The organism is Streptomyces sp. TRM68416, assembly GCF_014596915.1.
Classification (GTDB): domain Bacteria; phylum Actinomycetota; class Actinomycetes; order Streptomycetales; family Streptomycetaceae; genus Streptomyces.
In genome coordinates this window covers 1-23,594 of the sequence record NZ_JACVWU010000043.1, presented here as the reverse complement: position 1 = coordinate 23,594, position 23,594 = coordinate 1, and the positions used below count along the sequence as shown (strand labels likewise).

Sequence of the window (23,594 nt, the reverse complement as noted above, 5' to 3'; positions counted from 1 at the left end):
CCGTCCGGACGTCCGGGACGCCCCTGCCCGGGAACCGCGCCTCGCACCACGTCGTCGCCTCCCAGCACAACAACTGGCCGCCGGTTCCCGGAGGTTGGCGACACACCACGCCGCCGTGGCGCGGGCACCTGCGACACACAGCAGCCGCGAGTGGTCGAGACGCGACAGGTCCCATGCGTCCAGGCGCCGCCGTCCCGCCGCACCGCACATGGCCAACGCCCGTGCCCCCGACGCCCCGCCGAGATCCTCCTCGCCGACGGACCGGGCCAGTCAGGGCCGACCGCGGCGACACGGCGTTACCGCGCGGCCGGAATGCGGCCGGACACGGGTACGGCCTGTCGGCCGGCCACGAGGGGTGCCGGCACGTCGGCCCTGGCCGCGTCCGTACCGAGCGCGATTCCCGAAACCGCACCGATCGCGCCTGCCACGCATCGTCTCCGTCTCACTGGGGGATCCCTCCAGCGGATGGGCGAACAGGAGGGACCACGGTGACGCGACCCGCCTCGACGGTCGGGACACTCACATGATGATGCCGGTCGGCCCGGGCCGGTGCGGGGCGGACGTGAGGATGACGAGCTGTTGTGTCGCCCGGGTCATCGCCACATAGCGGTCGACCGCGCCCCCGACGCCCTCGCCGAACTGCTGCGGGTCGACGAGGACGACGAGGTCGAACTCCAGCCCCTTCGCCAGGTCCGGGCTCAGCGACCGGACCCGGGGCGTCGCCCGGAACGCGGGGTCGCCGATGACGCACGCGACCCCGTCGTCGTGTGCGGCGAGCCACGTGTCGAGGACCGACTCCAGCTCGGCGACGGACCCGTGTACGACGGGGATGCCACTGCTGCGCACGGAGATCGGCACATTGGCGTCCGGGAGTACGGCGCGAATGGCCGGTTCCGCCTCCGCCATCACCTCTTCCGGCGTGCGGTAGTTGATGCTCAGGGAGGCCACCTCGATCCGGTCGAGCCCGACCCGCGCGAGCCGCTCCCGCCACGACTCGGGGAACCCGTGCCGGGTCTGGGCGCGGTCCCCGACGATGGTGAAACTCCGCGACGGGCAGCGCAGCAGCAGCATCTGCCATTCGGCGTCGGTCAGTTCCTGCGCCTCGTCCACCACGATGTGCGCGAACGGCCCGGCGAGCAGGTCCGGTTCGGTGCCGGGCGGCACGGACCCGTCGACGAGAGTGTCCTGGAGGTCCTGCCCGCGCAGCATCGTCACCGCGCCCTCGCCGTCGTCGTCGGCCGCGAGCACGTCGGCGATGACGTCGGACATGCGCGCGCGTTCGGCGGCCACGGCGGCCTGCTGCCGACGCTTGCGCAGCGCCGACTTCGGGTCGCCGAGGCGCTGCCGTGCCGCGTCCAGCAGCGGCAGGTCGGACACCGTCCAGGCCTTGGCGTCCGCGCGCTGGAGCCTGCGCACCTCGTCCCGGTCGAGCCAGGGAGCGCACATCCGCAGGTAGGCGGGGACCGACCACAGGTCGGAGACGAGGTCGGTCGCCTCCAGCAGCGGCCACGCGCGGTGGAGGGTGTCGACCAGCTCCCTGTCGCTCTGCAGCGACCTGCGGAACGCGTCGGCCGGAACGTCCCCGCCGTGCTTCTCCCCGAGGATCGCGACCAGTTCGTCCCAGATCAGCTCACGCGCCTCGTTGTGCGGGGTGCCGGGCCCGGGTGCCTCGAACGCCTCGGCCCAGTCGGCGGCGCTCAGCCAGACGTCGGCCCAGTCGGTGGAGACCGACATCCCCTCGGCGGGCGGCTCCTCGTAGAACCGGACGGCCTTCTCGATCGCCTTCACCAGGTCCGCGGACGACTTCAGCCGGGCCACCTCCGGGTCGGTCTCGGGCGCCGCCGCGGCCCCCTCGGCGACGAGGTCGCGCACGGTGCAGGTCTGCACGCCCTCCTCGCCCAGGCTGGGCAGCACGTCGGCGACGTAGGCCAGGTAGGGCTCGTGCGGACCGACGAACAGCACACCGCCGCGACGATGGCCGAGCCGCGGGTCGGAGTACAGCAGATGGGCGGTGCGGTGCAGGGCGACGACGGTCTTGCCGGTACCGGGACCGCCGTCCACGACCAGAGTGCCGCGCGATCCCGCCCGGATGATGGCGTCCTGGTCGGCCTGGATGGTGGCGAGCACGTCACGCATCCGGGACGAACGGGTGCTGCCCAGGCTCGCGATGAAGGCGGACTGGTCGTCGAGAGCGGCGTGCCCTTCGAGGCCGTCGGCGGTGAACACCTCGTCCCAGTAGTCGCCGATCCGGCCCCGGGTCCACCGGTACCTGCGGCGGCTCGCCAGACCCATCGGGTCGGCGTGCGTGGCCGCGAAGAACGGCTCGGCCGCGGGGGAGCGCCAGTCGAGGAGCAGGCGGCGGCCCTCGCTGTCGGTGAGGCCGAGCCGTCCGATGTACACGGGCTCGGAGGCATCCGCGCTCACGATGCGCCCCAGGCACAGGTCCAGGCCGAAGCGGCGCAGGGTCCGCAGCCGCCCGGTCAGCCGGTGGATCTCCACATCCCGGTCCATCGCCTCACGGCCCAGACCGCCCGGAGCCCTGAGCAGGTCGTCCAGTCGGTCGGACAGTTCGGCGATCGCCCGGTCGAGGCTCTCCGCGACGGCCGCGAAGTGCCGTTCGTCGGCGGCGATCAACGCCGGGTCGGCCTTGGCGGAGAGACGGTCGTGAAGGTCGAACACGCTGGTGGTCGGGAGAGTCAAGTCGTGACATCCATTCCGCAGATTCCGGGGTGGGCGAGTGATTCTGCGGGACGGCGGGGGCCTTGCCGCAAGCCCCCCGGTGCGCTATACGTTGAGAGTGGCAAGGAGTGGGTTACCTCCTTGCCTTTCCTTTTGTGCCGACCCGGGCCGACACCGCGCGGGTCGGACAACCGCGCTCGACCACCACCCGTCTGGCGGTCACGGCCGCGCAGTCGGCACGGCTACGCCGAGAGGCCCACGTGGGACCGCGGCTGCCGGAACCGGTGGACACCGGCGCGCATCCGCAGGTCGGCGCGGAACGCGGCGAGGCGCTGCAGCAGGCCGTGCTGCTGGTTCTGCAGCGGCTGAATCCGGTGGAATTCGATGGAATCCGGTGGAACGGGCGGCCTGAGTGCTCCGGAAGGCGTTCGACTACGCCTATGACGAGACCGCAGGCTTCCTCCAGCCGAGCCGGGCCAACACGCGGCAGATCGTCAACAGGGCCCGCAAGCGCCTGTCCGCCGAGCGCAGCGAACCCGTCGACCCGGCGCAGCACCGGCGCCTACTCGAAGCACTCGTCACCGCCGCACGGGACGGCACCATCGCCGCCCTCGAAGACGTGCTGTCGGCCGACGCGGCCGACTGTGCAGACGGCAACGGCACGCGCGGCGTGCCCCGGCCGGAGGTCGTGGTGGCCGGGCGCGTGACCAGGATCAGCGCCTTCGCCCGGAAGTTCTTCCCCGAAGCCGAGTACCGGCTGGTCGAGGCCGACGTCGAACCCTGCCTGCTGCCCGTGTCGCGCAGGACGGTACTGCGGTGGCCCTGGCCAGGATCACCGCGGGACCGGCGGCATCGACGGCCTGCACTGGGTCCTGGCGCCGCAGAGGCTGAGGACGTACGAGAGCGGCCGGCGCACAGGGGCCGTCGGTCGCTCGTAGCCCTGTGCGCCGGTCAGTGGCGCTTGAGCCAGTCCCCGTAGCGGGTGGAGACGATGTGCACGCCGTCGTTGCCGGTGAGGGTGTCGACGCCCGTGGACGGGGCTGCCGCGGCTGCCTCGTGACCACGGTCGCGCGGTAGTGCGATAGCGCGACCATCTGGAAGCCGATGAGACCTGTTCCGCCGATGATCGCGATCTTCATCGCTGACTCCGTTCACTTCCCTTACCGGCGAGCCCCTGCGGCGTCCGCCGGGCCCGGTGCGCGGAGGCGCACAGCCCAAGGGCCGGGCAGCGGGCCGTCCGGTGACAGCGATGTCGGCCCTCCTGGAGCACTCCCTGCCGCGCGGGCGCCGGGCCCCGCCGTCTCAGGCGGCGGCGTATGCGCCCAGTGCGGGTTCCAGCAGGTCGAAGACGTGGGCCGCCTCGGCGGTCACGACGGTGGCGATCTCCGTGTTGTCGTGGCCCGCGAGGGTCAGTTCCTGGATGCGCCGGAACAGGAGGTGGTGGGCGGCGCCCAGGAGAGCGGCGGCGGCGCGGGGGGCGATGGCGTCGGCCGACTGTCCGGTGGTCTCGGCCAGGACCTCGGCCAGGGCGTCCTGGCGCAGGTCGTGGAGGTCGCGCAGGCGGTCCGTCAGGGTGGGGCTCTGGGCGATCATGCGGGTGAACTCCGGGCCGGCGAATCCCGCGACCGGGTTGTGCGCCTCGACGGCCTCCTGGAAGGCGCGCCGGAGGGCGGCCAGCGCCGTCTCTCCCGGGGCGCGGCCCCGGACGGCGTCGGCAAGGCTCGCGACGAACGCGTCCTGGTGGTCGAGGGCCAGGTCCTCCTTGCGGGGGAAGTAGTTGGTGACCGTCTTCTTGGCGACCCTGGCCGCCGCCGCGATGTCGGCGATCGTCGTGGCCTCGAAGCCCTGGGTGAGGAACAGCCGGGTCGCGTGGTCGGAGATCGACTGCCGTGTCTCGCGCTTCTTGGACTCACGGAGCCCCAAGGTCTCGATACTCATGAGGCAATTTTACATCCGTAGCAAGAATGCATTGACGCGCAGAGGTGACCCGCTCTAAAGTTACACCCGTACGAACTTTCTGCCCGTACTCCTCAGTGCGCCGCCCAGCAGATCCGACACCACCAGGAGACCCCTTGCAGATCACCGCCACCGCCGTGTCGCTCACCGTCGACGACGTGGCCGCCTCCGCGAAGTTCTTCACCCACCACCTCGGCTACACCGAGACCATGGCCGCCGACGGCTTCGCCTCGCTGAGCAGGCAGGACGCCGCAGCGGACATCGTCCTGCTGCGGCGCGGCATCGAGGTGCTCCCCGCCGACCAGCGCGACCTGCGGGCCGCCGGCCTCATCCTCGCCTTCACCGTCACCGAACTGGAGGCGGAGGAAAAGCGCTTGAGGGACGAGGATGTCGACATCACCATGCCCTTGCGCGAAGAGCCCTGGGGAGAACGGCTCTTCCAGGTCACCGACCCCAACGGCGTCGTCGTCCAGTTCGTCGAGTGGACCACCCCGACCACCGACTGACGCCGGCCTGCCCCCGTACCAACACCCCGCTTCCTAGGAGACGGACTCATAGGACAGACGGCTCCTGGCTCACCCACGGCTCTGACGGCACCCCGTCCGCTGGTCGCACTCTCCGCTGACCTCCGCCCCGCCACATCTGGAAGACTGATGGGCGGCTGGTCGCGCGTGAGTGAGTCCGCTCCAGCGCTCCAGTTCGTCCGCGTGGCTGCCGACCGCTGTTGCCCGGGCGACCTCTTCGGCAGCCTTCAGTGTCGGCTCACCATGGCGGAAGAGCAGCGTCAGCGGCCAGGCCGGAGTGCCCGACTGCTCACCATTGAAGGAGTGCCAGTTCCAGGCGGCGTCGAACCGCCAGGCGCGCCCGTTCCGGTCAGCAACCTCGTCACCCAGTTCGAGGAAGGCGTATGGACGGAAGAACAGCTCGATGCATATGGGTTCGCCGCCGGCCGGATCGATCGTGTAGCCCTGGTCCTCGAGGGAAGGATCATGTGTCTCACCCTGTTGCAGGACCTCGAGGTAGGACGCGGGCCGGGGCAGCATGCCGGTGACCAGAGGCGGATCGAAGCGGTGGACCGCCTGGACGTGCACCACGGTCGCGGGGATGCCCACCAGACAGGTATCGCCGGGCTTCAGTGCGGTCTCCACCGGTTCCGTTCGGAAGATCTCCCGCTCACGGGCCGCGGGCGTTGGAAGCGCCCTTCGGCCGTTCCATCTGATGCTCTCAGCCTGCGGATCCACTTCCAGCCACGGCCACTGCACGGACACGTAGTAACGAGTGACCCCTGTGACGGTGGCCTCAGTGAACGGGCACTCCAGCAACAGCACGTCACCAGGCCTGTAGTCGTGACTCATGGCCGCATTGTGCATGCCATCACTGCATGTGGTGGGTCTGCCGCACCATGGGGTGACATCTGAACTGGCTTGCCCTGTGGGGCGGGTGGGAAGGATGCCGCTGTGCCCAAGCCTAATCCCGAAGAGTTCCGTGAGGACGTCGTGCGGGTTGCGAGGAACCGTGGCCCGGGGGTGACGGTCGAGCAGGTGGCCAAGGACTTCGGAGTCCACCCGATGGCGTTGTGGAAATGGATGCGGCGGGCGGACATCGGCGACGGGGCCAAGCCCGGGGTGACCAGCCAGGAAAGCGCGGAACTGCGGGAAGCACGTCGGCGGATCAGCTGCTGGAGCAGGAAACGAGGTCCTCCGGCGGGCGGCGGCCTATCTGTCGCAGGCGCATCTGCCGGGAAAAGGATCTCCCCGCTCGTGAAAGAGCTGGCCGTGGACGGGGTGCCCGTGACGGTGACGTGCCGGGTGCTGAAGCTCGCCAGACAGCCCTGCTACCGCTGGCTCGACAAGCCCGTGACGGACGCCGTGCTGGAGCAGGCTCATCGGGCGAACGCGCTGTTCGACGCCCACCGTGAGGATCCTGAGTTCGGCTACCGCTTCCTGGCCGACGAAGCCCGCAGCTCGGAGGCCGCGATGGCCGACCGGACCGCATGGCGGATCTGCCGGGACAACCACTGGTGGAGCGTGTTCGGCAAGAAGCGAGGAAGGATCAAGAAGGCTGGCCCGCCGGTGCACGACGACCTGGTCCGCCGCAACTTCACCGCCGACGGTCCGAACCGGCTCTGGTTTGCCGCCATCACCGAACATGCCACCGACGAAGGGAAGTTGTACCTCTGCGCGATCAAGGATGTCTCCAGCAACAGGATCGTGGGCTACTCCATCGATGCACGGGTCCCGCCTGGCCGTGACTGCTCTGGACAACGCCGTCGCCCGGCGCGGACAGGTCGACGGACGCATCCTCCACAGCGACCGCGGATCGCAGTTCTGCTCCCGGAAATTCGTCCGGGCGCTCGACCGCCACCGGATGGCCGGATCGATAGGGAGGGTCGGAGCTGCCGGCGACAACGCCGCCATGGAGTCCTTCTTCAGCCTGCTGCAGAAGAACGTCCTCGACCGCCGGAACTGGACCACCCGCGAAGAACTGCGGATCGCGATCGTGACCTGGATCGAGCGGACCTACCACCGACGCCGCCGACAAACGCCGCTCGGCCGGCTCACCCCGTCGAATTTGAGACCGTCACGACAACACCGGCCCTGCAGGCCGCGTGACCGAACTTGTCACCCAACGCCGCATCAGACCCAACTGGATGCGGTGCATGAGCGGTTCGTGCATCGGTTCAATCGGGAGGAGCCGCGGCAATCCGCTTTGGCGTACATGCGAGGGCTGATCGCGCCGCCGGAGCGGAAGAACGGGTGGACGCCTGCGGGAAGAGGCCGGGCATGCGGGTCCCGACCGCATTCAGCGGCTGCTGAACCGGATCGAGCGGGACGCCGACGAGGCCCTGGACGACGTGCGCGACTACGTCGTGGAACACCTCGGCGATCCGGATGCCGTCCTGATCGTCGATGACACCGGCTTTCTGAAGAAGGGCATCCGCTCGGCCGGCGTCCAGCGGCAGTACTCCGGCACCGCCGGACGCACCGAGAACAGCCAGATCGGCGTGTTCCCTGCCTACTCCACCAGTCGCCGACGCACCCTGATCGACCACAGGTTGTATCTGCCCACCTCCTGGACGGACGACCGGGACCGCTGCCGCCGGGCGGGCATCGACGACACGGTTTCCTTCGCCACGAAGGTGGCCATGGCCAAGGCAATGGTCCGCCGGGCCATCGCCGAGAAGATCCCGTTCGGCTGGCTGACAGCGGACGCCCCCTACGGCTTCTCCAAGGGCTGGCGCTACGAATTCGAGCAGTCCGACGTCTTCCACGTCATGGCCACCACCCTGCACGACACCGTGGTCACCCGCGGCGCAGTCCGCCCAGCAGCATCGCCAGGACCATGCCCCGTTCCCGGGCGGTGTTCAGCGCGCCGATGATCGCCTCGACCGCGCCCGGTCCGAGGACGCGTGGGAGCGTGCGTGGTGTGCGCGGGAGTGGTGCCCCGCGGCTGCCGCCGCGGCGACGATGGGCAAGTCCCGTCGGCACCGGGAGGAAGAGATGCCGAACAGAGGGCCCGAGCTGCCGCATGGTGAGGTTCGTGCGGTAGGACACCGCCACCACCAGCACCCGCTCGGCCAGCGGCAGCGACCACGGCCGCCCCAGAAGTGTGCCGTCACCGCCGCGCTCCCGCAAGACCTTCAACAGACGCTGAAACTGCGTCACTCGCAGCCCGGTGAACGTCTCCGCAAGAGCGCGGTACCCAGCGAGGCTCTAATCCTGGTCTCAGGTTGATCGGGGACAATGAGCGGCAAAAACATCGATTGGAAGGGGGCGGGCCGGCGTGCGGATCATGATCGCGGATGATGAAGCGGCCATCCGTGAGTCGTTGGAGCGGGTGCTCCAGGTCGAAGGCTACGACACCAGCACCGTCGCCAACGGTCTCGCCGTGCTCGACGGGGTCGGTGGGGCCGACGGCGACACGCTGGATCTGCTGATCCTCGACGTGATGATGCCCCGCCTCGGCGGGTTGGAGACCTGCCGGCGGTTGCGGGCCGCGGGTCGGGATCTGCCGGTACTGATGCTGACCGCCCGTGACCAGGTCTCCGACCGGGTCACAGGGCTGGACGCGGGCGCCGACGACTACCTGCCCAAGCCGTTCGCCACCGAGGAGTTACTGGCCCGGGTGCGGGCCCTGCTGCGCCGGCGCACGCAGACCGACGGGGAGTCGCAGATCCTGTCGTTCGCAGACGTCCGGCTCGATCCCGACAGGTTCGAGGCGTGGCGGGGCGGCCGGCCGCTGCGCCTGACCCGGACCGAGTTCTCCCTCCTGGAGGTCCTCTTGCGCAACGCGACCCGGGTCTTGACCCGCGACGCGCTGTTCGAGGCGATCTGGGGCTTCGACATGAGCGCCACCGCCAACAACCTCCAGGTGTACGTGAGCTACCTGCGCCGCAAGATGGAGGCCGAGGGCGAGCCGCGATTGATCTACACGCTGCGCGGCCTCGGTTACGTGCTGCGGGAGACTCCTCCGTGAGCAGGCCCGCCGGCCGGGAACCGCGCCGGCTGACCCGGTGGTGGCGCCGGCGGTCCTTGCGGGCCAGGCTCACGGTGATCGCGGCGACGGCCATCGCGGTCAGCGTGTTCCTGGCCTTCCAGGTGGCCAGCGAACTACTGGGCTGGGAGCTGCAGGACAGCGCCAAGAATCAGCTGCGCGCCGACTCCCGCGTCCTGGCGACAAACGCGCAGCGCGCCGGTCTGGCGCAGATCCAGCTACCGCCGTATCCCGGATCCGGTCGGCTGGTGCGGGTCATCCTGCCCGACGGCTCGACTCGGACGCCGGCCGGCCAACCCGCGCTGCCCCCCGTCAGCGAGCACGCCGGGCGCGTGGCGCAGGGCGCGTCGGCCGACCTGATGGAGTCCAACGACAGCGACGAGGACGGCTACCTCATCTACACGCTGCGGGCGGGCGACGGCGCGGTCCAGGTGGCCCAGGTGGGCGACGACAGCCCGATCAACCAGTTCGGGTTCGGCATGCTGCTGATCGGGCTGCTCTGCGTGGTCGGCGGCGCCCTTGTCGGGTGGACCGTGGCGCGGACCGGGCTGGCACCGATCGACCGGCTGACTGCCGCCGCGGTACGTGTCGCGCGCACCCGGGATCTCGACGCCGACATCCCGGATGAGGGCGGTGGGGAGATCCGGCGGCTGATCCGGTCGATCAACGACATGCTCGCCGCGCTCCGGGACTCCCGGCGGGCCCAGCGGCTGCTCGCCGAGGACGCCGCCCACGAGCTCAAGACCCCGCTCACCAGCCTGCGCCTCAACGTCGAGCTGCTGATCCGGCTGGATCGGCGCGGCACCCTGGACAGCGCACTGCCGGCGGAGAGCCGGACCCGGCTGCTCAACGATCTCGGCGCCCAGGTGGCCGAGTTGAGCACCCTTGCCGCCGAGCTGACCGACCTGGCGCGCGGTGACATCAGCGACGAGAGCACCGAGCTGCTCGACCTCGCCGACGTGGTGGCGGCCGCCGCGACCCGGGCGCGTTCCCGCGTGCCCGACATCGAGGTCGTGCTCGACGTGACCTCTGTGTGGGTGAACGGGCGTCCCGCTGCGCTCGGGCGGGCGGTGCTCAACCTCATCGACAACGCCGGCAAGTGGTCCCCCGCGGACCAGCCGGTCCAGGTCCGGCTCCGTGCCGAGGGCGCGTCGGCGGTGCTCGAGGTCGACGACGCCGGGCCGGGCATCGATGCCGCTGACGTACCGCGGGTGTTCGACCGGTTCTACCGTGCCGACAGCGCCCGGGGGTTGCCGGGATCCGGTCTGGGGCTGTCGATCGTGCAGCGGGTCGTCGACGCGCACGGCGGCCGGGCCACTGTCGCCCGCTCCGCGCGCGGTGGCGCGCTGCTTCGGGTCGACCTTCCGGCCACGGCCCCGCCCGCCCCGATCGCGCGGCTCACCGCCGGGGAGGACACCGCGGTGCGCTGACCCGCCCCGGCGGCGCGGCGCAGGACGAGTGACGGCGGCGCTCGGGTTTGGCCCCGCGCGGCTCACCGTCGGGGCAGGACACCGCGATGCGCCGACCACAGCCCCGGCGCGTGGCGCAGGACCAAGGGGCGGCGGCCGTCGGGCCATGAAAAGATCCGGGACGGGCCTGGGGGCCTGCCGATACCAATGCAGTTGCCTTGACGACTGAGCTGCTGAGCCGCAGGGACTACGCCGTCTTGTCCTGGGCTGACTCTCGGTGCCAGTGGAGTTCCGTCACCGCCTCCGAGGCCTCCCGGCGGACCTCGGAGTGAGGGTGGTGGAGGAACCGCTCGACGATCGGCAGCGCTGCCCCGTCGTGAGTGCAGCCGAGGACGGCCAGGACGTAGGCGAGGAGCAAGGGTTCGAAGCTGTCTACCCCGGCTGCGAGCGGCTCCACCACTCGGTAGGGAAGTTCGTAGTGCGTAGAGGCCGTGCAGACTGCGTGCAGCGCGGACTCTCGCACTTCGTAGCTCTCGCCGGAGAGCGCGACGGTGGCGAGACGCTCGACGGCCCGCTCGACGTCGTTCTGCGCCAGACGGCCCGTCTCCAGGACGTCGCTGACGACATCGAGGCAGAGGTCCCGGCGGCCCACATCGGAGTCGTTCAGCTCCCCCCAGGCCGATTCGATCAATGCCGTCAGGCCCTGATATCCATCCACGGCCAGAGCATAGGAGACGGTCCCTGCCCGGTCTCAGGGATAAAAGAAGAGGTCAGGATGTTGCCTGGGCTTGGGTTCCCTTCAACGCCGGCCGACCCGCCCTGCGACTGCTCTTCGCCTTCGAGCTTGGGTTGTGGGCCCAACGGCCGGGCTGAACCGTGTCCCGTCTGGCACGGGTTCTCAGGACGGGCCAGCGGTTCGGTTTCTTGATCGCGCGTGGGCAGTCCCGGCGGCGCCGGGCGGGAAGCAAGCGGCTGCATGCCTCCCGCCCGGCCTCCGCAAATGAGCGGGCGAGCTTGGTAGTGGTCGCACCGAGCTGAGACGGGGTGCTGCGGCGGATGATGCGGACGCACTTCAGGTAGGAGACGCGGTCGGCGTCCACGGCCGGGCGGGCGCGGCTGTGTGGGCGAACTGGCGGATTGCGTGGTGGACGGCGAGGTAGGCCCACAGTTCCTGGCGGACGCCGTCCGGTGTCCGCGACCTGATCGGCCCGCCTGGACCGAGGTGGTTCTTGATCTCGTCGAAGGCGGGCTCGATCTCCCAGCGCTCCCGGTAGAGCGCGACGAGCTCGGCGGCCGGGTACTGCTCGGGGTCCAGCCGCGTCGTGCCCAGGTAGGCGACCTTGTCGCCCTTCGTGAAGGTGATGACGCGATAGATCACGTGCTGCGTCAGCACCCGGCCTTCCCTCGCGGCTTGCAGCCGGACGTCCTTTCCCGGTCGCGCCATCGACAGACACGAGCCGTCCGGAAGTTCTGCCTGGACGGTGCCGAGATGGTTGGACTGAAGCCTGACCAGTAGATCCGCACCCGCCACGGTGAAGGCGTGAGCGAACTCGGCCGACCAGAAGCCGCGGTCGGCGGTGACCAGGTCGCCGGGGCCGGTGGAGCCAGCCAGCGGGTAGGCGAGGCTACGTTCTCCGTCGCGGTAGCCGCCGAGGCGGGCATCGAGGACTCCGTGCGTTCCGATCTCAGCGAGGACCACCGCCCTGACCTGGGGGAAGCCGAAAGGGACGCCGCCGGTGGGGGAGGGGCCGTCGAAGGTGTCGCCGTTGCTCGTCGAATCCGGGAGATCGAACTGGGTGCCGTCCAGGGCGAGGAGTCGCAGACCTCGCCACCATGCGCCGGGCGTGTCCCTGGTGGCGAGCGGGCCAGCCACCTGGCGGAACACGGTCTCCAGCACGTCCTCGCCGAGGCGGGCGCGGGCCCGGCACAATGACGACCGGTTCACCCGCGCGAGGGCCCGGCTGCCCGGGATGCCGCTGGTCAGCACCCGCAGCACCTCCTCGTACGACTCCCGGGCGAACAGGCACAGGGCCAGGACGAAGTACACGACCAGCCTCGCTGGCAGGAGGCGGCGCCGCCGCTCGGCACGGTCGTGCTTGGCTATCGCCGCGTCCACCAGCTCAGCGGTGAACACCTTCGTCAGGATCCCGATCTGCTCCCGCTGGCCCGCGCCCCACCCCGTCACACGCAGGGCAACGATCCCCGCAACTCAAAGGCAACTGCATTGGCCTGCCGATACCCCTCGCCGTGCTTTCAACAGCAGCCGCACCGCCGTGCACCGCACCCTGCTGAAGACCAGACGCCTGCTCGGAGCACACGACGTCACCATCACGCCGGCCACCACCCCACCAGCCGCCCAGGCAGCGCTCCAAGCCCAAGTCGCCACCCGAAGCAGCAACTCCAATTGCAAGATCAAGACGACACCTTGATGATCGGCAGGCCCTGGGGGCCCGTCCCGGATTTCGTCTGGGCCGCCGCGCTCACCGTTGCAGCGCGGGCTCCTCGTCGCCGGCGAGCGGCTGCTGACCGTTCGGCAGCTTTGCCGCCGGACGGGACAACCGGCTCGGCCACCAGATCCGCCGGCCGATCAGCAAGGTGAGGGCGGGCACCAGGACCGACCGCACCAGCAGGGCGTCGAGCAGCACGCCGAAGGCGACCAGGAACCCGACCTCGACCAGCATCACCAGCGGAAGTGTCACGAGGACCGCGAACGTGGCCGCCAGGACCAGGCCTGCCGAGGTGATGACGCCACCGGTGGCCGAGAGGGCTTTGAGCATGCCCTCTGTGGTGCCGAGACGCACGGTCTCCTCCCGGGCCCGGCTGGCGAGGAAGATGTTGTAGTCGACGCCGAGCGCCACCAGGAACAGGAATGCCAGCAGCGGCACCGAATAGTCGACACCCTTGAACCCGAGGATCGTGTCGAAGACGAACACGCTGCCGCCGAAGGCCGCGGCGAATGACACGATCACGGTGGCCATCAGGACCAGCGGGGCCAGGACCGCGCGCAGCAGCAGCCCGAGGACGATCAGGACGACGGCGAGCACCAGCGGGATCACCAGCTTCTCGTCGCGCTTGGTGGTCACCTCGGTGTCGAGGTTCTCCGCACTCGGCCCGCCCACGATCGCCTCCGCCCCGCTCACCGCGTGCACGGCGGTGCGCACCCGCTTGATCGTGTCGTACTCTGCGGCGGTGTCCGGCGCGTCCTTCGGGAACACGGAGATGTTGGCCCAGCCACCGCTGGTCTGCTCCGGGATGGCCAGGGCCACACCGCGAGTGTCCTTGGCGATGTCGAGCACCCGCTCCTGGTACGCCGGCCGCGTGAAGATCGTCATCGGCTGGCCGCCGAGCTCCGGGAAGTGCTGGCGGAGAACGGTGAAGCCGGTGACCGACTCCGGCGCGGACAGGAACTGGTCCTGCTCTCGCAGGGCGCCGGTGTTGCCCGCCAGCCCGAGGGCGAGCACGCCGAGGACTCCGAGCGAGCCGAGCGTAGCCACCCACCGGCGGCGGCTGATGGCGGTGCCGAGCCGCCCCCACAGCCCCGGCTTCTCCTCCACGGCCGTGCCGAGTCGCGGGATGGCCGGCCAGAAGATCCGCCTGCCGAGCACCACGAGCACCGCCGGGAACAGCGTCAGCATGGCCACCAGCGCGCACAGGATGCCGGCCGCACCGATCGGGCCCAACCCGCTGGTGCTGTTCAGGTCCGCGACGAGCAGGCAGAGCAGGCCGGCGACCACGGTGGCCGCGGACGCGACGATGGCCGGCGCCGCGCCGCGCAGCGCGTGGACCATCGCGACCCGGACGTTCTCATGGTGGTGCAGTGCCTCCCGATATCGAGCGATGAGCAACAGCGCGTAGTCCGTGCCGACGCCGAATACGAGGATCGTCAGCAGCGCCGAGTTCTGGTCGTTGACCACGATGCCGAAGCCCTTGACGAGCAGGTAGACGGTCCCCATCGAGGTCAGTGCGGCCGCGCCGACGGCCAGCAGCGGGATGATCCACAACACCGGGCTGCGGTAGGTGAGGATGAGCAGGAGCGTGACGACGGCGATGGTGGTGAGGAGGACCTGCACGTCGATGCCGTCGAAGACGGCGTCCATGTCGCCGTCGATCGCGCCCGGGCCGGTCACGTCGAGTTCCAGGCCGGAGGGGCGGTCCTTCGCGGCGTCACGCAACAGGCCGACGATGTCCTCCGGTGCGCCGTAGGTCGTGCTCACCTCGAGGGTGAACATCATCGCCTTGCGGTCGGTGGAGAGGCTCGTCGGTGAGCCCTCGTCGTCCTCGCCGGCCGCCGCCGTCGGCGGATACCGCTTGGCAAGGGTGTTGTAGTGGCGCTCGACCGTCGTGCGGTCGGCGGCGGTCATGCCGCCGACGCGGTGGTACACGAAGACGAACGTGTTGTTGTCACCGTCGGGGAGACTGTTTTCCAGCACCGCCACCTTGGTGGACTCGGCACTGGCCGGCAGGGTGTCTACGGCGCTGTCGGTGGTGACCGAGCTCAGCTTCCCGCTCAGCGGCACCATGCCCGCCGCCAGCACCAGCCACAAGCCGATCACCAACCAGGGCACCCACCGGCCTGCCAACCGGCCGGCCGGCCGGCGCTTCCCCGGACGGCGTTGCGTTGACTGCCATCACTAGCCTCCTACATACGGGTTGCATCGCTTATCTGGATGCCTGCTTCCTACTGAGCGAACCTGAGACGACTGTTAAGGGCACAGGCTGCCGACGAGCCGGTGGTCGTCGCCCAGGTCGTACCGGGCGTCCCTGCCGGCGAGCGGCTCGGTGACGTACCGGTGGGCGTCGTCGAGGTCCATCAGGTCGGAGAACATCTCCCACAGCGCCCTCGTCTGCGGGCCGGGTCGCATCAGGGCTTCTGTCGGCCTGGCGGGGCGGATCCGCAGCAACCGGGTGGTGCGGCTGCCGAAGCCCTCGATCAAGGAGTACGCCCTGGCCTGTCCCCAGGGCGGGCGACCGCTGATGCACGGCAAGGAGTTCTGCCTCGCCAACCCCGAGACCTGGCCCGAGGCGGCGATCACCACCGTCACCGACACCACCAACTACGGCAAGGCTGAAGCCCAGGCGTGGGACCGGGTCCACCCGAGGCCTGGCAGAGCGTGCCGGTCGGCCCATCGTGCCCGCGCCCGTTGCCATCGGTCCGGGGAGGCGGAGGCCCTGTTGGCGGAGGGGGGCGCAGGCGGTGCAGACACACGATCACGGTGGGGGACGTACCGCCCGCCCGGCAGACGAACGGCAGCCTCCACCACGGCACTTGACATGATGTCTCTGTTGGAGCGCCCGGCCTCGGTGTGCGCGCCGACGAGTGGAACGGTTGTCCTGCGCCACCGGACCTTGAGCGCGTGCCGTCGCAGGTTGAGTGACCCGTCAGTCCCACGAGTTGAAGACCGCCGCGCCAAGAGTCGCGGGCTGCCAGTGCTTGATCTGGCGCCACTCCGCCTTGGACAGAGCTGAAGTGTCCGCATCCTCAAGCGAGGACAGGAGTTCCGCCGCAGTCAAGGGAGTGAAGCCGAAACCGCCGAGGGCGGCGGCCCAGGAGGGTAGGTCGGCACCAAGGCCCCTGGCGGGACGCTGACCAGGTCGAACACGCCGTCGTGTGGTGGGCCGGCTGGTACAACACCGAGCGCCTGCACTCCGCACTCGACTACCTCCCACCCGAGGAGTTCGAGGCGGCCCACTACCGTTCTTTGGTCACTCCGGCATGTCATGACGGTAGATCTGCGCCAACTCTTCGACAACGGGACGCAGTTCGCTGTCCGCTGGCCAGAGAGTGACCGGCATCGTGTCATCGGTCGAGCGCATTCAGGGATTCTCGCACCGATACACACCATGGATCCACGGGGCGACGAGAGCCATATGCGACAGCGTCGGCCGTCGAGTATCCGTCCGGCCTCTGCACCGCGACGGTTCAAGGACGGGTTCTAACGTTCGTCTCAGGTTCGCTCGGTAGGAAGTAGGCATCCAGATAAGCGCTGCAACCCGTATGTAGGAGGCTGGTGATGGCAGTCGACGCAGCGCCGCCAGGGAAAGCGCCGCCCGGGCGGTTGAGGTTCGGGGCGGCCACCAGGGCGCTGGCGACGGCGTTCGCTGTCGCCGCCCGCGGGACGCACGCCGACAACAGTGCGGCGCCCGCCGAAACCGGCCCGCACAGCGCGCACGCGAGCGGGTCGTCAGTTCCACCCCAGCCGCTGCGCGTCGGCGAGCGGTTCCTCGACCTGATGATGGCCGAGGCCTAGACGCCCGCGCCGCCGAAGGGTGGCGGCTCGGACGGGTACCGGTGCCAGGTGACCGATCCGGGCCTGACCACGACGGCGTTCCTGACCGGGACCCGATGCGCATCGGAGAACTTTGCCACTGCGCACCACGCCGTCGTGTACGCAGTGCCGTCGCGCGGCGCTGCCGTGGCGCGCGAGCAGGACGCGAAGACCCGTGCTCTCGGCTGGCAGCGTTTCGGCGGAAGCGGTGCGGTCGGCGTCGAGGTCGAAGAGGGGCGCGGCGTGGGTGGACACCTGGGCGCGCCTGTAATGACCCGGTAACGACGAAGGTCGATCTGAAGCATCTCGCAGACGGATGCCGCACCACACAAACACCTGATGAGGAGAGACTGACATGAAGTCTATGGGACGTCGCGGCTTTCTAGCCGCTTCCACGGCACTTGGCGCTGGTGCCGGCTTGTCCGCGTATGCCGTCGTTTCGGCAACGGACGGGAACAAGACTCCGGACAAGACTGCGGACATTGCATCGCGAGACCGGGACCTGCCCTTCATCGGCACGGAGGAGACCTTTTCGACCCCCACGTTGTTGAAGCTGAACTCCATCAATCAGGATCACATAGCGTTCCTCGAGGAAATTGGTCTTTCGGATCTAGGTCGACGCCGCATCGGCGATATGGATGCGGGGGGACTGAACATTCAAATCCTCTCTGCTCATACACCCTCCGTGCAAAATGTCCCTGGGCAAAGGGGTATCGACCTTGCCTATCGTCTTAACCGGCAGCTCGTGGACGGGCCAATCGCCAAATACCCGGACCGCTTCAAGGCTTTCGCCACTTTGCCCTTGCAGAGCCCGGAGGCGGCGGCGGACGAACTGGAGCGCTCGGTTCGGGAAGATGGCTTCTTGGGCGCCCTGACCAACGGACACATCGCGAAGAAGTATCTCGATCATCCTGATTTCGAGCCTGTGCTGGCACGTGCCGTTGCTCTCGATGTGCCGATCTACCTGCATCCCGGCTATCCAGCTGACGAGGTCTTCAAGATCTACTACAGCACCACACGGTCTGAGTACACGGAAGATTACCAAGACTACATTTTCAGTGGGTCTGGATATGGCTGGCATCAAGAGGTGTTGACCCAATGCATTCGGATGATCACGTACGGGGTTTTCGACAGATTCCCCAAGCTGAAAATCATCATCGGCCACATGGGTGAAGGTCTTCCCTTCTACTACGAGCGGATCGTCAATGACATGGGCGAGCCAACCGAAGACTCGCTCGAGAAGCCCATCGGGCAATACTTCCAGGACAACTTCTGGGTCACAACCAGCGCATTCCCCCAGACTGAACTGCTCGATCTCCTGCTGAAGTACATAAGCGTGGATCGAGTGATGTTCGCAACCGACTACCCGTTCGCGGACATAAAGGAGCAGACCGACTGGTTCCGCGGAGTCGATTTGCCACGCGAAGACAAGGAGAAGATTGCTTTCCGAAATGCAGAGAGACTGTTCAGAATGAAAGTGCCCGCGAAGTGATACGCCAACGTCGGCCGGAGTGAAAGAATGCTTTGCTGTGAGGCGAGAGTACGGCCGAAGTGCGCGATGCGCGGCTGCCGCATGACGCGGTCCTCATGCAACGGCTCTGCTGGTTGATGGCTGCCGCTCGCCTCATCGGGGAAGCTTCGCGGTGCGTTCGGAGTGAGCCGCTGATGTACCGCATTGCGGTCTGCGAGGAGATGCCGAACAGGCGCATCAGGTGCAGCGGGTCGTCGACCTCGAATGCCTCGTCGCGGATCCGGTCCTGCCGTAGCGTCTGCATCGTGAGTCCGGTGGGCCGGAAAACGGCGGTGAACGTGGTGCCGATGGACGAGTGAGCGGCGTCTACCGCGGCCCATCGGTTGATCAGCGGATGCGGGTTGGTGGTCACTGGCCAGCGGCGGTGACGTTCGCGGAGCCACGCGGAGGCGCAGCGGTAGGTGAGTTCGTCGAGGTAGATGATGTGCCGTTTGCCGAGGCGCCGGACGATGAAGTGCTCACGGGACAGGTCGAGGGCCCCGCACGCGGCCGACGACTGCCGGGTGGACGTTGCGGCTGCGGGGAGCGGCGGCGCGGGTGTCCCTGCCGGTGTGGATCCCGGGGCTGTCGACGCCCCCGATCTCCCGCACCCGTTGTCAGAACCGCCTGGCAAGATCGCACGTATGACCAGCAGCACCGGAACCCCCGTCCCCGTCCCACTCTTGGCCAACCACCGCGTCTCCGAGACGTACGCCGACTGGGCACGTACTCAGGGGCCGGGCGTCGAAACCGATGCCCGCGCCACGCTGGAACGGGCGGGCAGCAGCAGGCACCGGGCCTGGGAGAAGCCCGGCCGGTTCGTGGACGACGCGGAGCGCCTGGCCCGGGGCCTGCCGGCCACCCACCTGCCCTGGTTCTGGGACACCATCGGGCATTGGATGCTGGAGACCCACCGCCGCTCCGCCGCCCGCGCCTACGCGCAGGCCCGCGCCGCCGAGCGCACCCACGCTCTGCCGGTCGATCCCCACTGGCGGCGGGCGAACCAGCTGCTGTTCGCCCGCTTCGGCGCCCTGCCCGCCGGCGAACTCAGCGCAGCGGCGGCCTGGTTGGCCGGTGTCCTCGAACCGGACGACGCGCACCACGAGTTCGTCCGCCTGCTGAGCGCCTGGGCGGCGTCCCCCGGCGAGCTCCCCGCCGACCTGGCCCGCCGGGTCCGGGACTCGGCCCGTGCGGCCGGGCTCGGCAGCGAAGAGGAGGCCCGGGTGCTGGGCGGGGTGCTGGCCGCGGCCCGCGGCAAGGCCGTACCCGACCGGCTGCTCGACGCGGCAGCCGGCCTGCTCGCCGCCCACCCGCCCACCGACGAGCAGGCCACCGCCCTCCTCGACCTGTTTCCCGAGTCGAAGAACGACGCGGCCGCCTGGCTGCGGCTGCTCATCGCGTGCGGTGCCGCCGATGCGGCCGCGGCCGGGCGGATCACCCCGGAGGGCGGCCTCGGCGACTGGCTGCGCCGGTACGCCGCCGGATACTCGCACCGCACGGTCCGCGGCGGTGGAGTGACCCGCCAGCCCATGCCCGCGGAACTCTTCGACCTGGTGCGCCGGTTCGCCCCGCTGCTGCGCGCGCACGGCACCCCGGTCCACCTGCACGAGGACCGCTACCGGTGGCCGCATCTGGACGCCGACCTCCTGGACCTCTGCCTCGCCGAGGGCGTACCCGTCCACGACCCCGGCGCCGCGATCAGCCTGGAGTTCTGGGGCGAGCACTCCCAGCGCGACCTCAAGGCACTTGCCGCCGACCCGGTGTTCGGACCCCGGCTGGAAGGCACCGTGCACGCCGGACTCCGCACCGGGGGCGGCGCTGCGGTCAGCGGCACCGCCATCAGCCGGCTCCCGCACAACCCGGGCATCACCGCCGAGGTGCACGCCCGCGTCGAGAAGCTACTCGACGCCCTGCGCGGCGGGGGACTGGCCGCCGCCGACGAGGCCGTCGACGAGTTGCACGGCCTCCTCGACCGGCCCACCGCCATCGCCCTGGACGGCATCGAGGAGGCCCTGGACGCACTCGACCTCACCGGCCCGCTGGCCCGAGCCCTGCGGGCCGGGCTCCCCGAGGAGCTGGGCTGGCCCGCCCTGGACCAGGCCCTCGCCGCCTTCCGGCCCGACGAGACCGTGCACGTCACCTGCACCTGGCCGGTGCTCACCGTGTACGGCGAGACCCGCGCCCTCGCCGTCGACCACGCCGGGCTGCGCGCAGACCACACCCTGGAACTGCCCGACGGCGCACTCGACCACACCGTGCACTGGGTCGGCGGTCAGTTCCTCGTCGCCTGGAACGAGCAGCACGAGGAGAACTCCTCCCGCACCGCCTACTGGTCCGACCACCCCGGCGACACATTCGAACCGGAGCAGACGTACGGGCTGCGCCCCTACGGCGGCAGCATCCAGGGCGGCCTCGGCTACCAGTTCGAAACCCCGGACGGGGGAGGCCGCTTCGACGGCGAGCGCGTCCTGCGCCCCGGCGGACGTGAGGGCATCGGCCACCGCGACTACCAGATGAACGACGGCCGCACCTTCTGGAGCACCGAGGTGTTCAGCGAGGACCGCGGCGGCTGGAACCGCATCGACCCGGCCACCGGCGTACCCACCGCCGACCGCACCCTGCCCCCCTTCCACGACCCCGACCGGTCCCCGCCCGGCATGAAGCCCTTCACCGACCACCGAATCCTCGCCGCACTGCCGCCCGGCGCCCCACCCTCCCCGCTCGGCCAGGACGGCACACTCACCGGCTGCCGGGTCGACTACCGCACCCCGTACGCGGGCCCCTCGCCCCGCGAGTTCGTGCTGGAGTCCATCGACGGCCGTACCGCCTCCTACCGCAGCAACAACTGGGGCCGTCGCCCGTGGGGAATCCTCGCCCTGCCGCTCGGCGGTGAGGACGCCGTCCTGGCCGGAGGAACCACCGTCCGCTGCCACGCCGCCGGCGACAACTCGCTGCTCTGGCAGGTCCAGGGCTTCCCCGGCAGCCGCCGCAGGACCCGCACCCGGGCCACCCTGGGCGAACTGGCCGGGCCGGTACCGCCCCCCGCCTTCTGGCACTTCCTCACCCCGCGCCACGCACCCTCGTCCCAGGCCCTGCGGACGGTCACGGACAGCGCGGTACGCGAACTGCTGCACCAGGGCACGGGGCGCGCCCTGCCCCAAGTGACCGACCCGCAGGTCCAGGACGGCGTCGACCGCGCCGTCCGGCTCGCCGCCGACGTACTGCGCCGCCGCAAGGAGCTGTCCCACCGGGTCGCCGTCATGCGGGCCGGGCCCGTCGTCGACCTGCCCGACCCCGCGCCGGACAACCGGCTCGTCCCGGCCCTCCACGGCCTCCTGCCCCAGCTGCGCAGCCACGAGAAACGGCAGCCGCAGCCACAGCCCGCTCTCCTCACCGCAGTCGCCGCCGACGGCCGCTACCTGCGCGGCGAGATCGACGACGAGGTGCGGGTGCTCGCCCTGCCCGCGCCGCCCCCCGAGTGGGCGGCGCTGACCGGCCGGATCGATGCCGTGGCCTGGCGGACCGTCGTCGCAGCCACCCCCGACGAGCAGCGGCAGGCCCTCGCGGCACTGCTCGGCGTATGGAGCCGGCAGCCGTTCGCGGAGGCCGGCAGCTGCTGGCGGACCGGCCGGGCCCCGGAGCCGCGGATCGCCGCACTGCGCGCGGACGGTTGCGCCGTGGCCTCCGGCCCGCAGCGCAGCGGCCTCGCCCCCTTCCTCCAGCGCGCAGCCGATCCGGCGCCCGACGATGCCGAAGAGTGCGCCACGCACACCGTCGCCGCCGATGACACCGACCGGCTACCCCGCCTGCTGGCCCTGCTCGCCGGACACGGCCCCCTGCCGGTGCCCGAGGAGGCCGTGGACCTGTTCCGCTGGCGCACCGGGGTGCCGCGCCCGATCGCCGCCCTCGTCCTCGACGGATTCGCCGGCAGCGACGACTACGGTGCGCACCGCAAGCTGGTCCGCTCCAAGCCGTACAAGGCCGACCAGAACACCCTCCACGCATACGACGAGTTCCGGCGACGGCTCGGGCCGGCCGGCCGGCGCACCGTGCTCGCCGCCGCTCTGCCCGTCGACCCGGCCGAGCTCTGGGCCCCCGGCGGGATGACCGCAGCCGCGGAACGCATGGCCGCCGCCTGGACCCAGCTGCTCGGCGCCGCCCCGTACACCGATGACGGCAGCCATGCCGCTGCCCTCACCGCGGACCACGCCCTCCCGGACAGCTGGGCCACGGCCCTGCTCACCGGCCGCCTCGAAGAACCCCTGCAGGCCGACGACATCCAGGCCGCCGCCACCGCTGTCGCCTGGGCTCTCGCCGAGCGCCCGGTAGGAGACCCTGCGGCGCAGGGCTCCCGCGCCCTGCTCGACGGGCTCACGGACCTGCCCGCCGACCTGCTCACCGCTCTGCGCAGGCTGGCGGACCGGTCCGCCACCACCCCCGTTCCGCCCGGCCAGTACGAGAACAACCCCCTCTTCAGCGTCCCGGACCTGGTGGACGAGGTGGCGGCGGCTCTCGGCGTCAGCCGTGACGCGGCCGCCCTCCAGCTCCAACTGCACGCTTTCGACCGCCCGGCCGACCGCACCGTCCGCCGCTGGAACTCCTGGTCCGTCGACCACCACCGCGCCGTCCGCAAGGAGCTGACCGCCGCGAAGGCCCCGCGCCCCGAACCCGCCGCCCCGCCAGAAGCCCCCGCTGCAGTCCCGGCCCCCGCGCACGAGCGGTTCACCCGCGCCTGGGCGGACGGGGCGCCACGGCCGGGAACGAAGACGTGAGGCCGTCCGACGCCCGCGGTCGACGGCGGTGACGGACATGTCCCTGCTACGCCGTAGCCGCCACCGTCCCGGCCGCCGGCGCGATCGTCGCGGCCGCCACCTTGCGCGACGACCGCGGCCGCACCGTCGACACCGAAAGCTGAGGCCGCCGCCACGGTAGACCGCGCGGGCCGAGCTGCACACGGCGCCTCGGCCCTGTCCGACGAGGTCAGGGACTTGGGCGAGGAAGGCGGCTGCTCGACCCGTGCGCTTCGCCGCTACCAAGTCCGGCCGCACCGCGAGCCGTGTCACGCCGCGAAAGGCCTGAACGTCGCGGAGATCGCGCATCCGCCGGGCCTGCCCCGGCACTGAACCGCCCCGGCTCGAATAGAGGCTCGATTTCATGAAAGGATCGAGTCATGGCACGACCTTCCCGTTACCCGCTTGAGCTCCGCCGTTGTGCGGTGCGCATGGTCGCCGAGGTACGCGACGACTACCCGAACGAGACGGCCGCCCTGCAGGCGGTGGC

General features: G+C 70.3%; 15 protein-coding genes and 6 pseudogenes. 13 read left to right on the top strand and 8 right to left on the bottom strand.

Annotated elements, in window-relative coordinates:
- Positions 1-519: 519 nt before the first annotated feature.
- Positions 520-2,700 (bottom strand): RNA polymerase recycling motor ATPase HelR, encoded by a 2,181-nt coding sequence (helR, locus tag ICC28_RS39305; protein WP_188293666.1) that lies wholly within the window; start codon positions 2,698-2,700, stop codon positions 520-522.
- A 391-nt stretch (positions 2,701-3,091) separates the two neighbouring features.
- Between helR and ICC28_RS39300 the strand changes: the two genes are divergently transcribed.
- Positions 3,092-3,658: a hypothetical protein gene (locus ICC28_RS39300; RefSeq protein WP_223190740.1), complete on the top strand. Its 567-nt coding sequence runs from the start codon at positions 3,092-3,094 to the stop codon at positions 3,656-3,658.
- Positions 3,659-3,981: 323 nt separating this feature from the next.
- Here the strand turns inward: ICC28_RS39300 and ICC28_RS39295 are convergent, their stop codons facing one another.
- Positions 3,982-4,617 (bottom strand): TetR/AcrR family transcriptional regulator, encoded by a 636-nt coding sequence (locus ICC28_RS39295; protein WP_188293665.1) that lies wholly within the window; start codon positions 4,615-4,617, stop codon positions 3,982-3,984.
- A gap of 134 nt (positions 4,618-4,751) precedes the next feature.
- Between ICC28_RS39295 and ICC28_RS39290 the strand changes: the two genes are divergently transcribed.
- Entirely contained in the window at positions 4,752-5,141 is a 390-nt protein-coding gene (locus ICC28_RS39290) for a VOC family protein (RefSeq protein WP_188293664.1), read from the top strand.
- A gap of 69 nt (positions 5,142-5,210) precedes the next feature.
- Here ICC28_RS39290 and ICC28_RS39285 read toward each other — a convergent pair whose 3' ends face one another.
- Positions 5,211-5,990: a hypothetical protein gene (locus ICC28_RS39285; protein ID WP_188293663.1), complete on the bottom strand. Its 780-nt coding sequence runs from the start codon at positions 5,988-5,990 to the stop codon at positions 5,211-5,213.
- A 102-nt stretch (positions 5,991-6,092) separates the two neighbouring features.
- On the opposite strand from ICC28_RS39285, the pseudogene ICC28_RS39280 reads away from it, so the two are divergent.
- A pseudogene (locus tag ICC28_RS39280) lies at positions 6,093-7,247 on the top strand (IS3 family transposase).
- Positions 7,248-7,281: 34 nt separating this feature from the next.
- Positions 7,282-7,954: pseudogene (locus ICC28_RS39275) on the top strand (IS701 family transposase); the annotation flags it as partial.
- 162 nt (positions 7,955-8,116) lie between these two features.
- Here ICC28_RS39275 and ICC28_RS40985 read toward each other — a convergent pair.
- Positions 8,117-8,306: pseudogene (locus ICC28_RS40985) on the bottom strand (transposase family protein); the annotation flags it as partial.
- A 112-nt stretch (positions 8,307-8,418) separates the two neighbouring features.
- Between ICC28_RS40985 and ICC28_RS39265 the strand changes: the two are divergent.
- Positions 8,419-9,111, top strand: coding sequence for a response regulator transcription factor (locus ICC28_RS39265; protein WP_317454180.1), 693 nt, complete (start codon positions 8,419-8,421; stop codon positions 9,109-9,111).
- The gene (locus ICC28_RS39260; protein WP_188293661.1) at positions 9,108-10,559 is read left to right on the top strand and encodes a sensor histidine kinase; all 1,452 of its coding nucleotides are present in this window, start codon (positions 9,108-9,110) and stop codon (positions 10,557-10,559) included. The genes ICC28_RS39265 and ICC28_RS39260 overlap by 4 nt, the downstream gene beginning before the upstream one ends.
- Positions 10,560-10,785: 226 nt before the next feature.
- On the opposite strand, the gene ICC28_RS39255 is transcribed toward ICC28_RS39260, so the two are convergent.
- Complete coding sequence (locus ICC28_RS39255) at positions 10,786-11,256, bottom strand: hypothetical protein (RefSeq protein WP_188293660.1); 471 nt, start codon at positions 11,254-11,256, stop codon at positions 10,786-10,788.
- Between the two features lie 354 nt (positions 11,257-11,610).
- The gene (locus ICC28_RS39250) at positions 11,611-12,723 is read right to left on the bottom strand and encodes an IS4 family transposase (RefSeq protein WP_188293659.1); all 1,113 of its coding nucleotides are present in this window, start codon (positions 12,721-12,723) and stop codon (positions 11,611-11,613) included.
- A gap of 67 nt (positions 12,724-12,790) precedes the next feature.
- Between ICC28_RS39250 and ICC28_RS40980 the strand changes: the two are divergent.
- Positions 12,791-12,967: pseudogene (locus ICC28_RS40980) on the top strand (ISAzo13 family transposase); the annotation flags it as partial.
- Between the two features lie 51 nt (positions 12,968-13,018).
- On the opposite strand, the gene ICC28_RS39245 reads toward ICC28_RS40980, so the two are convergent.
- On the bottom strand, positions 13,019-15,058 hold the full coding sequence (locus ICC28_RS39245) for an MMPL family transporter (RefSeq protein WP_188293667.1): 2,040 nt from the start codon (positions 15,056-15,058) through the stop codon (positions 13,019-13,021).
- Between the two features lie 352 nt (positions 15,059-15,410).
- On the opposite strand from ICC28_RS39245, the pseudogene ICC28_RS39240 reads away from it, so the two are divergent.
- The 5 genes and pseudogenes from ICC28_RS39240 to ICC28_RS39220 all read left to right on the top strand — a co-directional run.
- Positions 15,411-15,638 (top strand): annotated as a pseudogene (locus ICC28_RS39240) (transposase); the annotation flags it as partial.
- A 482-nt stretch (positions 15,639-16,120) separates the two neighbouring features.
- Positions 16,121-16,324: pseudogene (locus ICC28_RS41625) on the top strand (integrase core domain-containing protein); the annotation flags it as partial.
- A 225-nt stretch (positions 16,325-16,549) separates the two neighbouring features.
- The gene (locus tag ICC28_RS39230; protein ID WP_188293658.1) at positions 16,550-16,786 is read left to right on the top strand and encodes a hypothetical protein; all 237 of its coding nucleotides are present in this window, start codon (positions 16,550-16,552) and stop codon (positions 16,784-16,786) included.
- A gap of 48 nt (positions 16,787-16,834) precedes the next feature.
- Positions 16,835-17,086 (top strand): hypothetical protein, encoded by a 252-nt coding sequence (locus ICC28_RS39225; RefSeq protein WP_188293657.1) that lies wholly within the window; start codon positions 16,835-16,837, stop codon positions 17,084-17,086.
- Between the two features lie 73 nt (positions 17,087-17,159).
- Positions 17,160-18,296: an amidohydrolase family protein gene (locus ICC28_RS39220; protein ID WP_188293656.1), complete on the top strand. Its 1,137-nt coding sequence runs from the start codon at positions 17,160-17,162 to the stop codon at positions 18,294-18,296.
- Here ICC28_RS39220 and ICC28_RS39215 read toward each other — a convergent pair.
- Entirely contained in the window at positions 18,271-18,687 is a 417-nt protein-coding gene (locus ICC28_RS39215; RefSeq protein ID WP_188293655.1) for a hypothetical protein, read from the bottom strand. The two genes, ICC28_RS39220 and ICC28_RS39215, sit on opposite strands and share 26 nt — an antisense overlap.
- Before the next feature lie 271 nt (positions 18,688-18,958).
- On the opposite strand from ICC28_RS39215, the gene ICC28_RS39210 reads away from it, so the two are divergent.
- Positions 18,959-23,086, top strand: coding sequence for a hypothetical protein (locus ICC28_RS39210; RefSeq protein WP_188293654.1), 4,128 nt, complete (start codon positions 18,959-18,961; stop codon positions 23,084-23,086).
- Positions 23,087-23,594 lie beyond the last annotated feature (508 nt).